Here is a 12,120-nt window from a genome sequence, read left to right on the forward strand (position 1 = left end):
GGGGGAGGGCGTCGTCTTCGTGGAGTTCGCCGCGGACGATCTGGCGGCGTAGGTGGGCGGCGACGAGTTCGGCGGTCTTCGGAACGCGGACATGCCGCCCGATGCGTATGGCGGCGGTGTGCGCGGGTGTGTCGGTGCGCGGGGGTGTGTCGGTGTGCGGGGGCGTGGTGGTGTCCGCGGGCGGGGCGGATCCCCGCCGCCCGCGGCGGCCCGCGGCGGTGCCCTTACGCGGCGGGCCGCCGCGGCCCGGTGTCGCGGACCGGGCGGAGGTCGCGGGCCATCCCGGCCGCGCGGGTCCCGTCGGCGCCGGGGAACCGTCCGACGCGGCGGAGCCACTTGGCGGGGCGGACCGGTCCGACGGTTCTGCCCGGGGCGGGGCCGCGGCCGATGCCCCCACGGGGACGGGTCGGTCGGTCCGGGCGCGGGGCGGTGGGATCACGGTCATGGTGCACCTTTCCGGGGCGGGGTTTCGGTCACCGGGGGTGGATCGGGCGGGCGATGGATCTGGCGGGGCGGATTGCGGGATGAGCTGCGGTACCGATCGGGCGTCGTCTATGGGTGTCGTCGTCTGTCGGGGTCGTCGGCCGGATGCGCGGTGCGTCGCCGTCCGGTACCCGTGACCACGACCGCCGGGGCGGAGATGGTCGCGGGCCGGTGCGCCGGGGCGCCGCCGGGCCCATTCCCGCCGATCGTCGTCGCGCGGTGGTGAGCACCACCGCCAGGTGCATTACCGACGCCGTGAACGGCGGGATAGGCATCGGCGTCGCTCGCCGCCACACACCCCACGGAGGTGGTGGGAGCCGCAGGAGAAGATAAACCGACTACCTGAACCATACACGCGCACCATTGGGAAGATGTTGTCTCGCAAGAATGAAATGTGGTCTCTCGGTGGAGAGTTCCGGATGGTGCGCGGCGATCCGGCGCTATCGGGTTCCTGTCAAGTGGCGGGCACGGTTCTTTGTGATCCGAGTGTGGTCGAGGGAAAGGGATCGGCTCAGCGTAAGGCGTCGTTTCCGGTCGCTGGAAGCCCGCCGGTCCGTGGAAATGTGGGTCCCGTTCCTCTCGTGGCGAGTGGAACGCGGGCCTCGAGTCGGCGTGCGGGTCTGTGCCGACGGCGAACCTCGGTACCGGCTGCGTGTCCGGGCCTTGTCCGGCTCGATGCGGGGCGGCCTGGGCTGGCGGGGCGGCCTGGGCTGGCAGGGTGATCTGGGTTGGCAGGGTGATCTGGGCCGGAGGTCACTGCGGAAAGGGACCTTGGGCCCGAGTGGGCACGTGGGCGGCGGGTCTGTCCGTGCAGCTCCGTGGCCTCGGACGGCTCGGTCGAGTCGGCCCGACACCGCCGTGGACGTCGTCGGGCGACGGCCTCGAACGCTCCGATGCGTTACATTAGGCGCCCGATAAATCCACATAGTCCGTTTTCGGCGTCAAACGGACCGTGTGAGGTGTCGGTTGCTTTCGAGACAATTTTGGCTTTCGATGCGACACGTGCTAAATGTGATGGTCTCCGGCCGCTTCAAGGGGGAACATGTGATCGTCGCGCAGGCCGTTCATCAGCATGCGAGCCAGGACCTTCTGTTCGTGGTGGTGTCCGTCGGGCTTGCCGCGGTGGGATCATTCGCCGCGCTGGTGAGCGCGATCCGGATCCCCCTGTCCCAGGGTGCGGCCAGGGTTCGCTGGACTCTCGCCGCGGCGCTCTCCCTCGGCGGCGGCGCGATCTGGTCCATGCATTTCATCGGGATGATCGGTTATCGCGTCGACGGGCTCGACCTGCGGTACTCCCTACCGCTCACCGCGGTATCGCTGCTCCTCGCCGTGGCGGTCTCGGCGCTGGGGCTCACCCTCGTGGCGCGCCGTCCACGGAATACCGGATGGCTGGCGCTCAGCGGGGTGGTCTCCGGCCTGGGGATCGCCGCGATGCACTACACCGGCATGGCCGCGATGCACGTCGGCGGGACCGTGACCTACCGGCGCGGCATCGTCGTGCTGTCCATCCTCATCGCGGTGGCCGCGGCCCTCGCGGCCCTGTGGATCGCCTTCCGGGTGCGCACCGGCCGGCACGTGGTCGCAGCCTCCCTGATCATGGCGGCGGCGGTCTGCGGCATGCACTACACCGCGATGGCCGCCACCCAGGTCCAGGCCGGGCCGGGGAACGAGGGGACGACGGGCACCGATCCGATCTCCCTCGCCCCGATCGTCTGTGTGATCGCCTTCTCGGTGCTCGCGGTGGTCATCTTCGCTGCCCTGGGTGGCGTGACCGAGTCCGGCTCCTTCTCGATGGCCCGCGAGAGCAGCCGCCATCGCCGCCCGGGCGTGGGGAGGGCGGCGGTGGACGGGGTCGGGGGTGAGCCTGCGGGCCGAACCGCGGGCCGAACCTCGGGCGGGGGCAGGGGCGGGGGCAGGGGCGGGGCCGCCGGTCAGCCATCCCTGCCGGCAGCCTTCGTGAACCCCCGCGGCGACCAGTACCGGCCCGCCCCGTCGGTCCCCGTCTGGAGCGGGCCGCCCACGGGGGAGTCGACGACCCGCTCCGGCTGAGGCGTGTCGATCCGCGGCTGCCGCGTCCGATCCGGCCGCGTGACGGGGTCGGTCCCGGTCGTACGGTGAACCGGTGAGCCTGTTCGAGACCGCGGACCTGTTCGGCGGGGACGCCACACCGCCGCCGGGTGCTGCGCGCAGCGCCGGCGGCGCGGTCGGCCCTGCGGGCGGCGCGGGCGGCGCGGGCGGATCGGACGCCGGGAGCATCGATGGCGGGGCTGCGACCGGCGGGGCTGCGACCGGCGGGGCTGCGACCGGCGGGGCCGGCCCGACCCCGCTCGCGGCGCGGCTGCGGCCGCGGAACCTGGACGAGGTCGTCGGCCAGCGCCACCTTCTCGGCGCGGGCAGCCCGCTGCGCCGGCTGGTCGAGGGCGGCGGGACGACGTCGGTGATCCTCTGGGGGCCGCCCGGTACGGGGAAGACCACCCTGGCCCACATCGTCTCCCGAGCCACCGGCCGGCGGTTCCGGGAGCTGTCCGCCGTGACGGCGGGGGTGAAGGACGTCCGCGCCGTGATCGACGAGGCGCGCGCCGCTCGCTCGGCCTCCGGCGCGCGCACCGTGCTGTTCATCGACGAGGTCCACCGCTTCACCCGCACCCAGCAGGACGCCCTGCTCCCCTCGGTGGAGCTCGGCTGGGTCACCCTGGTCGCGGCCACCACCGAGAACCCCTTCTTCTCGGTGGTCAGCCCGCTGCTGTCCCGGTCGCTCCTGCTCACCCTCGAGCCGCTCACCGACGACGACATCCGCGGCGTGCTCGACCGGGCACTGCGCGACCCCCGCGGGTACGCCGACCGGGTGACGCTGACCGACGAGGCCCGTGAGCACGTGGTCCGCCTTGCCGGTGGGGACGCCCGCCGCGCGCTGACCGTCCTCGAGGCGGGTGCCGAGGCACTCCTGGCCGACCTCGCCGCGGCCGTTCCCCTCGGCCCCGGCGCTCCCACAGCTCCCGGTGCGGCCGCCGATCCCGCTGATCCCGGCGATCCCGGCGGAGCCGCCGGCGGTGCCGGGCCTGGTCGGCTGGTGGCGCGGCTCGAGGTGGACGTGCTCGAACAGGCCGTCAACCGGGCGGCCGTGCGCTACGACCGGTCCGGTGACCAGCACTACGACGTGATCAGCGCGTTCATCAAGTCGATGCGCGGCGGCGATGCCGACGCCGCGCTGCACTACCTCGCCCGGATGCTGGAGGCGGGCGAGGACCCCCGGTTCATCGCCCGCCGAATGATCATCCTGGCCAGTGAGGACATCGGGATGGCCGATCCGGGAGCGCTCGGCGTCGCGGTCGCCGCCGGGCAGGCACTCGATCTGGTCGGCCTGCCCGAGGCGCGGCTCGCGCTCGCTCAGGCGGTCATCCACCTCGCCCTGGCGCCGAAGTCGAACGCGGTGATCCGGGCGATCGACGCCGCCAGCGCCGACGTGCGTGCCGGCCGGGCCGGCCCGGTGCCGGCGCATCTGCGCGACGCCCACTATCGGGGGGCCGCCCGGGCCGGCAGCGGGGCCGGGTACCGCTACCCGCACGATGCCCCCGGCGGCGTCGTGCGCCAGCAGTACCCGCCCGACGGGCTGACCGGCACGGACTACTACCAGCCCGGCGGCAACGGCTTCGAGCGCCGGGCCACCGAACGCCTGCGCGAACTGCGATCCACCGTGCGGGGCACGCCCGCGGGCGGCTCGGACGGCGGGCGGCAGCGCGGGCCGGACGCGACGCCGGACACAACGCCGGACACGACGCCACCGGGACCGTCCGGCTGAGCGCCGTCTCTCGCAACCACCGTTGTGCCACCTGAGAGACGCCCTGGCCACGGGCCCGTGCCCCAGGGCGGGCGGCGGGGGTTACCCGTGGNCCCCGCGGCTGCCTCGGTAAGGTCACACGTGGGCGCCACCGGGGTGGCGCCCACGGCGTCCACGGTCACCGCGGTTGCGGTCCGCGGGATTCGCGGCCACCGACGGCCGCGTCCCACGCAGGCCGCGAGCCCTCGCGACCGAGGGCCCTGGTGGCGGACCGCGGCGTGGCACGGCGTGCCGGATCGGGTGGGGTGGGACCGGCCCAATCGACGATGGAGGCAGGAGCACATATGTCCGGTGGAGCGGTCGCGGGCCTGATCGCGTCGGGCGCGTTCGCGGTGCTCGCCCTCTTCGGCTGTTTCGTCCTGCTCAAACTCGGCAAGATCTTCGACGAGGCGGCGGCGCGGGTGCGTCAGACCGGTGTCGCCATCGACGAGGGAACCGCCCGGGTTCGGCAGGCCGGTGCGACGGTCGACGAGGTCAACGTGGCACTCGCGCATGTGAACAAGGAGCTGGACCGGGTCGACGCGATCACGGCCAACGTGCAGTCGATCACGACGAACGTCTCCTCGCTGACGTCGCTGTTCGCGGCGACGCTCGGCGGCCCGATGGTTCGGGTGGCCGCGTTCAGCTACGGCGTGCGCCAGGCTGCGGCCAAGCGCACCCGGTCCGAGGTCGAGTCGAGGGTGAAGTCGCAGATGAAGGCGGACAAGGCGGCCCGGCGCACGGTCGCCGAGGACGCTGGCCTGACCCCGGTCGCCGGGGCGACCGACGGACGCCGGGGGGGCCGTTAGATGTCCAGGATCTTCTATCTGGCGTTCGGTGCCGCGGCCGGCGTCGTGGTGGTGCGCCAGGCGGCGAAGGCCGCTGCGGCCCTCACCCCGACGAGCCTGGCCGGATCTCTCGTACAGTCGGTGCAGGAGTTCCTCGCGGACGTGCGTGAGGCGGCGGCGGAGCGGGAGGAGGAGATCCGTGTTGCTCTCGGCCTCGACCGCGACCCGGACGACGATGCCTCCGCTCCCTCCGGGCGGCCCGCCGACGTCGGTGCTGGTGCCGGTGGCGCCGCACCGGCCGGCTATCCGGACGGCCTCGACGACGCCGAGCGCACCATGCGGCTGGTCCCGGGTGCCCGCCGGCCCTGACGGCTTTGACGGCGCGGCGGCCGCACGGGCGGCGGCAGCAGCGCCGCCCATCCCAGGATGACGCCCCTCCTCCCACCAGTCTGGACGATGTGAACCCGATGGACACGGCCGAGATCCGCAGCCGCTTTCTCAACCACTTCGCCCGGCGCGGGCACACGATCGTCCCGAGTGCCTCGCTGGTCGCTCAGGACCCGACGTTGCTGCTGGTCAACGCCGGAATGGTGCCGTTCAAGCCCTACTTCCTCGGGGACCTGGCGACGCCGTGGCCGCGGGCCACCAGCGTGCAGAAGTGCGTGCGCACCGTCGACATCGAAAACGTCGGCCGCACCGCCCGGCACGCGTCGTTCTTCCAGATGTGCGGCAACTTCTCCTTCGGCGACTACTTCAAGGCCGAGGCGATTCCGTTCGCCTTCGAGCTGCTCGTCGACGGGTTCGGCTTCAAGCCGGACGACCTGTGGGCCACGGTCTACCTCGATGACGACGAGGCCGAGGGGATCTGGCGGGAGCTGCTGCCCGCCGAGCGCATCCAGCGCCGCGACAAGGAGGATAACTTCTGGTCGATGGGCGTGCCCGGTCCGTGCGGGCCGTGCAGCGAGATCTACTTCGACCGGGGCGCGGCGTACGGCCGCGAGGGCGGGCCGATCGCCGACGAGGAGCGCTACCTCGAGGTCTGGAACCTCGTGTTCATGCAGTACGAGCGGGGCGAGGGTGCCGGGTACGACTATCCGATCCTGCGCGAGCTGCCGGCCCGCAACATCGACACGGGCATGGGCCTGGAGCGGATGGCGACGATCCTGCAGGGCGTCGACAACCTCTACGAGATCGACATCTCCCGCCCGGTGCTCGACGCCGCCGGCCGGCTCACCGGCCGCCGCTACGGCGCCGACCCGGCCGACGACGTGCGGCTGCGCGTCGTCGCCGACCACACCCGCACCGCGGCGATGCTCATCGCCGACGGCGTCGTCCCCTCCAACGAGGGCCGCGGCTACGTGCTGCGCCGCCTGCTGCGCCGGGCGGTGCGCGACGCCCGGCTGCTCGGCGCGCGCGAGCCGGTCATGGGCGAGCTGTTCGGCGTCGTCGGCACCGCGATGGGTCCGATCTACCCGGAGCTCGTCGACAACGCCGAGACGATCACCGGCGTCGCCGTCGCGGAGGAGGCGTCGTTCGCCGAGACGCTGCGCACCGGTACGACGATCTTCGACGCGGCGGTGCGGCAGGTCCGCTCCACGGGTGCGGCGACCCTTGGCGGCGACGAGGCGTTCAAGCTCCACGACACCTACGGCTTCCCGATCGACCTGACGCTGGAGATGGCCGCCGAGGCGGGGCTGTCCGTCGACGAGGCCGGGTTCCGCCGGCTGATGGAGCGCCAGCGCCAGACCGCCAAGGCCGACCGGGCCGCGCGGCGTATCGGCAACGTCGACCTGTCGGCGTTTCGGCCGATCCTGGCCCGCTCCGGCGCGACGACCTTCACCGGCTACGAGGAGCTGTCGCGCGAGTCCGGCGTCGTCGGTCTTGTCGGCATCGCCGACGGCGCGGGCCTCGAGGTGGTCGGCGAGGGTGAGGAGGTCGGGGTCGTCCTCGACGTGACCCCCTTCTACGCCGAGAGCGGCGGCCAGGAGCCCGACTTCGGGCTGCTGCGCTTCGACGGCGGTGAGGTCGAGGTCCTCGACGTCCAGCGCCCGGTGCCGGAGCTGGTCCTGCACCGGGTGAAGGTGCGTTCCGGGGAGCTGCGCCTCGGCGACCGGGTGCAGGCCGAGGTCGACGAGAACCGCCGCCGCGCGGTGTCCCGCTCGCACACCGCCACCCACCTCGTGCACGCCGCGTTCCGCCGGGCGCTGGGGGAGGGGGCGACCCAGGCCGGCTCGCTGAATTCCCCGGGCCGACTGCGCTTCGACTTCCACGCCCTCGGCGCGGTCCCGCCGTCGGTCCTCACCGACGTCGAGGACGAGATCAACGAGGTGGCGCTGCGCGACCTGCCGGTCCGTGCGTTCGTCACGACCCAGGAGGAGGCCCGCCGGCTCGGCGCGATGGCGCTGTTCGGCGAGAAGTACGGTGACGCCGTGCGCGTCGTCGACGTGGGCGACTACGCCCGCGAGCTGTGCGGCGGCACCCACGTCGCCAGCTCGGCCCAGCTCGGCGCGGTCAAGCTGCTCTCGGAGTCGTCGATCTCTGCCGGAACCCGCCGGGTGGAGGGGCTGGTCGGCATCGACGCGTTCCGCTACCTGGCCCGCGAGCACCTGCTCGTCTCCCAGTTGTCCACGGCGCTCAAGGCCCGCCCCGACGAGCTGGCCGACCGCGTCACCGACATCGTGGGCCGGCTGCGCGACGCCGAGCGGGAGCTGGACCGGCTGCGGGCCGCCGCGGTACTCGCCGGGGCCGGGGCGCTGGCCGAGGGCGCCGAGGACGTCGGCGGCATCGCCGTGGTCACCGCCGAGGTGCCCGCCGGCACCGCGCCCGACGACGTGCGCCTGCTGGCGATGGACGTGCGCGGCCGGCTGGCGGGGCGGCCCGCGATCGTCGCCGTCGTCAAGGCCGACGGCTCCTCGATCGTCGTGGTCACCGACTCCGGCGCTCGGTCGGCGGGGCTGCGCGCCGGCGACCTGGTCCGCAACTCCTGGGCGAGCCTGGGCGGCAAGGGCGGCGGCAAGCCCGACATCGCCCAGGGCGGCGGCGGGAACCCCGAGATGGTCCCGGCCGTCTTCGCGAAGCTGCGTGGGCTGGTGGCCGAGCTCGCGTCCCGGTGACCGTCCGGCGGCCCCGGTGAGCGGGTCGGGGACTGGCCCGGGGAACGCCGGCTCAGCTCCGCGGTCCGAGGTGCGTGTCGGCGTCGGGGTTCGCGTCGGCGTCGATGTCGGCTCCGTGCGGGTCGGGGTCGCCGCCAGCGACCCCGGCGGTGTCCTCGCGGTGCCCGTCACGACCCTGGCACGGGATAAGCGCCATAATGCGGACATCGAGCAGCTTGTCCAGATCGTGCGGGACAGGCAGGCTGTAGAGGTCGTGGTGGGCCTGCCCCGGCAGATGTCGGGGCAGGAGGGGCGGGCAGTCCAGCTGGTCCGGCGGTACGTCGAGGTACTCGCCGAGCGGATCGCCCCCGTCCCCGTGCGGTTCGTGGACGAGCGGCTCACCACGGTTGCGGCTCATCGCAGAATGGCCGAGCGTGGCGTTCGTTCCCGCGCCCGCCGCAGTCTCGTGGATCAGGAGGCAGCCGTGCAGATCCTGCAGCACGACCTGGACAGCCGCCCCCGGGGCGGCGCGCCCGGCGTGGCCGGGTCTGCGGAGGTCCCTTCCGCGGAGGCCCCTTCCGCGGAGGCCCCTTCCCAGGATGCGAGGTGACGGGCGGCAACCTCGACGAGATGCTCGACGAGGATCCCTATCGCCGTGGCCGCCGCTCCTCCGGACACGCCGACCGCCGAGCGGCTGACCGGGCCGCGGTCGATCGAGTCCCGGGCGACCGTGGCCCGGGCGAGCGAGGCCTCGCCGGCCGGCATCCCGAGGACGGGTATGCCGACGAGGGGTACGCCGAGGACGGGTACGTCGGCGAGGGCTATGCCGAAGGGGGCTACGTCGACGAGGGCTATGCCGGCGAGGGCTACGCCGACGACTACGAGGACGATCCGCACCCGCGCGACGCCGGCTCGCACCGTGACCGCCGCGACGGCGGTCGCCGCCGTGATCGCCGCTCCGCCGGGGGTTACCCGCCGCCGGACGACGCCGAGGACTGGGGCGGCGGCTGGGACGACGAGGGTGCCGACGAGCGCCGCAGCCGGGCGCTGCCGAAGCTGATCGCCGTCCTCCTCGTCGTCGCCGCGCTGCTGGGCGTCGCCATCTTCGGCATCGGCAAGGTCATCGGCCGGGTCTCCGGCGGCTCCACCAGCGCCGATTACGCCGGCTCGGGCGACGGCATCGCGGTGGTCCAGGTCCCCGACGGCGCCACCGCCCGCCAGATCGCCGTGGAGCTGCACGACGCGGAGGTGACCGCGTCCGTCTCGGCGTTCGTCAAGGCCGCCTCCGCCAACCCCAAGGCGCTGGGCATCCAGCCGGGAACCTATCGGCTGCGCAGCCGGATGAGCGCCGAGGCGGCGCTCGCCGCGTTGCTCGATCCGGCGTCCTCCGCGCCGTTCAAGTTCGTCATCAAGGAGGGCATGACCGTCCACCAGGTGCTCGACGGCCTGCACCAGCGGCTCGGCCTGCCGTTGAGCGACCTGGAGGCGATCGCCCGCAACCCCGCCCAGCTCGGCCTGCCGTCCTACGCGCCGACCCTGGAGGGCTACCTCTTCCCCTCCACCTACGACCTGGTGCCCGGGTCCACCCCCATCCAGTTGCTGACCTCCTTCGTCACCCGCTTCAAGAAGGAGGCGGCGTCGATCGACCTGGAGGCCNAGGCCGCCGCGCTGGGGACGAGGCCGGCCGACATCGTGACCATCGCCTCGATCGTCGAGAAGGAGGTCGCGAACGCCAGCGAAGGGCCGAAGGTCGCCCGGGTGATCTACAACCGGCTCGGTGACACCTCCGGGCGTTTCCGTCGCCTCGACATGGACTCCACCACCCGCTACGCCGAGGACGAGTACGAGGGTCCGCTGACGAAGGACCAGCTCAACAAGGCCAATCCGTACAACACCCGCTCGGTGGCCGGCCTGCCCCCGGGCGCGATCTCCAACCCGGGGATCTGGGCGCTGAAGTCCGCCCTGGAACCGGCCGCCGGGTCATGGTTGTATTTCGTGTCCATGCCGCAGAGCAAGGTGACGCGTTTCGCCACGACCGATGCGGAGTGGGCCGAGGCGCGGGCGCAGTACCGCGCCGAGGGCGGCAGGGAGTAACGGGGTCCCGGACGGGCGACCGACGGGTGTGAACACAGGCGGCGGCGGGCGATTCGGCGCGTCCGGTCGCGCCCGGACGCCCCTGAACCAGGCGGGAGGCCACGTGGTGCGGGAGATCCAACTGGGCGGCGTAGGCGCGGCGGGCGGCCTGGGCGGCGGTGGCGGGGAAAACGGTGGCGGAGGAAACGGTGGCGTGGGCGCGCAGCCGGCGGCGCAACGGCCGCAGAGCCTCGCCGCCGCGGCGACGCCCGCGCATCCGGCCCGCGCCGCGGTGCTCGGCGCCCCGGTGGACCACTCTCTCTCCCCGGTGCTGCACGCGGCCGCCTACGCGGAGCTCGGACTCGCCGTCACCTACACGGCCATCCACTGCGATGCGCCCGACCTGCCGGCGATGGTGCAGCGGGTCCGGTCCGACCCGGACTGGGTCGGCCTGTCCCTGACGATGCCGCTCAAGACCGTCGCCGTGGACCTGCTCGACGAGGTCGACCCGACGGCCGCGGCGATCGGCGCGGTCAACACCGTCGTCGTCGGCGAGGCCGGGCGGTTGCACGGCTACAACACCGACGTCGTGGGCATCGGCGTCGCCCTGAGTCGGGTCATGCGCGGCGCGGTGCCCGGCCAGCCGCTGATCCTCGGCGCCGGCGGCACCGCCCGCGCCGCCGTCGCCGCCGTCGCCGCTGCCGGCTGCCCGCACGTCGCCGTGGTGGCGCGGCGCCCCGAGGCGGTCGCGGAGGTGGTCCGGATCGGCGCCCGCCTCGGCGTCGAGGTGACGGCGCTGCCCTGGGAGCTGCTCGCCACCGGCCTGCCCGCCGGCCCGGACCTCGTCATCNCCACCACCCCCGCCGGCGCGACCGNCCCCCTCGCGACCCGCCGCTGGCCGGCGTCTAGCCAGCTCGTCGAGCTGCTCTACCATCCGTGGCCGACCGCGCTGGCCGCCGCCGCGTACCGGGCCGGCGCCCGGGTCGCCAGCGGCCTGGAGATCCTCGCCGCCCAGGCCGTCGGGCAGGTCGAGCACTTCACGGGCCGCCGCGTTCCCGCCGGGGTGCTGTTGGCCGCCGGCCAGGCCGCCCTCGACGAACGCAGGGGTGCGGATACCGCCATCGGCTCCGACCTGCACCGCGCCGGCCCGACCGTCGGGTGATGTCGGTGCCGGGCCCCTAGCGGTGGGCGAGATCGGGCTCAGCGTGCTGATCGCGCTGGTGGCGCTCGCGGTCGCGGTGCCGGTCGGGCACCGGGTCGTGGCCGGCGTGCTCCCGCCGGACGGCGACGAGCCGCGCCACGCCGCGCCCGGGACGGCGGCCCTGGGGATCGCCGCGGCGGTGGTCGTGGCCGCGGTGACCGCCGCGCTGCATCGTCACCCGGGCTGGTTACCCGCCTATCTGTATCTCAGTGTGGTCGGGGTATGGCTGGCTGTGGCCGACCTGCGGGTGCACCGGCTGCCCGACCTGCTGGTGCTGCCGTCCTACCCGGTGCTCGCCGCGCTGCTGGGGCTCGCCGCGCTGGTCGACGGCGCGCCGGGTCGCCTGCTGCGGGTCGCGATCGCCGGCGCCGCCTGCTGGCTGGCCTTCCTGGCGCTGTACCGGCTGCCGGGCGCCGGCCTCGGCCGGGGCGACGTCAAGCTCGTGGGTCTGCTCGGCGGGGCGCTGGGCTGGCTGGGCTGGCCGAGCGTGGTGTTCGGGATGTTCGCCGGGGTGGTCCTCGGCGGGGTGGCGGCGCTCGTGCTGCTCGCCGCCCGCCGGGCCCGCTGGCACGACCGCCTCGCCTACGGGCCGTTCCTGCTGGCCGGAACCCTGCTGGCGGTCCTGGCCGGCGGCGGCTGACCGGGGAAGCCGGAGCTGTCCCGACA

At 74.0% G+C, this 12,120-nt stretch carries 9 protein-coding genes and 3 pseudogenes; 11 read left to right on the plus strand and 1 reads right to left on the minus strand.

Annotated features, from left to right (window positions below):
• Positions 1-445: pseudogene (locus FF36_RS36430) on the minus strand (hypothetical protein); the annotation flags it as partial.
• Positions 446-1,497: 1,052 nt separating this feature from the next.
• Here FF36_RS36430 and FF36_RS21165 point away from each other — a divergent pair.
• The 11 genes and pseudogenes from FF36_RS21165 to FF36_RS21205 all read left to right on the plus strand — a co-directional run bounded on the left by FF36_RS21165 (position 1,498) and on the right by FF36_RS21205 (position 12,094).
• On the plus strand, positions 1,498-2,532 hold the full coding sequence (locus FF36_RS21165) for an MHYT domain-containing protein (RefSeq protein ID WP_242422696.1): 1,035 nt from the start codon (positions 1,498-1,500) through the stop codon (positions 2,530-2,532).
• A gap of 73 nt (positions 2,533-2,605) precedes the next feature.
• Positions 2,606-4,282: a replication-associated recombination protein A gene (locus tag FF36_RS21170; protein ID WP_236706438.1), complete on the plus strand. Its 1,677-nt coding sequence runs from the start codon at positions 2,606-2,608 to the stop codon at positions 4,280-4,282.
• A 323-nt stretch (positions 4,283-4,605) separates the two neighbouring features.
• Complete coding sequence (locus tag FF36_RS21175; protein WP_044886886.1) at positions 4,606-5,109, plus strand: DUF948 domain-containing protein; 504 nt, start codon at positions 4,606-4,608, stop codon at positions 5,107-5,109.
• Positions 5,110-5,457 (plus strand): hypothetical protein, encoded by a 348-nt coding sequence (locus tag FF36_RS21180; protein WP_044886887.1) that lies wholly within the window; start codon positions 5,110-5,112, stop codon positions 5,455-5,457.
• 98 nt (positions 5,458-5,555) lie between these two features.
• Positions 5,556-8,201 carry an alanine--tRNA ligase gene (alaS, locus tag FF36_RS21185; protein WP_044886888.1) on the plus strand — a complete coding sequence of 882 codons (2,646 nt, stop codon included), beginning with the start codon at positions 5,556-5,558 and terminating at the stop codon, positions 8,199-8,201.
• A 16-nt stretch (positions 8,202-8,217) separates the two neighbouring features.
• The gene (gene ruvX, locus FF36_RS21190) at positions 8,218-8,790 is read left to right on the plus strand and encodes a Holliday junction resolvase RuvX (protein WP_044886889.1); all 573 of its coding nucleotides are present in this window, start codon (positions 8,218-8,220) and stop codon (positions 8,788-8,790) included.
• The coding region (locus tag FF36_RS21195; RefSeq protein WP_242422691.1) for an endolytic transglycosylase MltG at positions 8,787-9,836 on the plus strand (1,050 nt) is incomplete at its 3' end. The genes ruvX and FF36_RS21195, both read left to right, overlap by 4 nt.
• A gap of 1 nt (position 9,837) precedes the next feature.
• Positions 9,838-10,274: pseudogene (locus FF36_RS38610) on the plus strand (endolytic transglycosylase MltG); the annotation flags it as partial.
• Positions 10,275-10,545: 271 nt separating this feature from the next.
• A partial coding sequence (locus tag FF36_RS38615; RefSeq protein WP_422615103.1) for a shikimate dehydrogenase family protein occupies positions 10,546-11,103 on the plus strand: 558 nt, incomplete at its 3' end.
• Positions 11,104-11,129: 26 nt separating this feature from the next.
• Positions 11,130-11,415 (plus strand): annotated as a pseudogene (locus tag FF36_RS38625) (shikimate dehydrogenase); the annotation flags it as partial.
• Positions 11,416-11,437: 22 nt separating this feature from the next.
• On the plus strand, positions 11,438-12,094 hold the full coding sequence (locus FF36_RS21205; RefSeq protein WP_044886891.1) for a prepilin peptidase: 657 nt from the start codon (positions 11,438-11,440) through the stop codon (positions 12,092-12,094).
• The last annotated feature ends 26 nt before the right edge of the window (positions 12,095-12,120 follow it).

Source organism: Frankia torreyi (assembly GCF_000948395.1).
Classification (GTDB): Bacteria; Actinomycetota; Actinomycetes; order Frankiales; family Frankiaceae; genus Frankia; species Frankia torreyi.

Excerpts from the sequence above, each read along its gene's own strand:
- FF36_RS21165 (WP_242422696.1), top strand. The coding sequence starts at position 1,498 with ATGGTCTCCGGCCGCTTCAAGGGGGAACATGTGATCGTCGCGCAGGCC.
- FF36_RS21175 (WP_044886886.1), top strand. The coding sequence starts at position 4,606 with ATGTCCGGTGGAGCGGTCGCGGGCCTGATCGCGTCGGGCGCGTTCGCG.
- FF36_RS21180 (WP_044886887.1), top strand. The coding sequence starts at position 5,110 with ATGTCCAGGATCTTCTATCTGGCGTTCGGTGCCGCGGCCGGCGTCGTG.
- alaS (WP_044886888.1), top strand. The coding sequence starts at position 5,556 with ATGGACACGGCCGAGATCCGCAGCCGCTTTCTCAACCACTTCGCCCGG.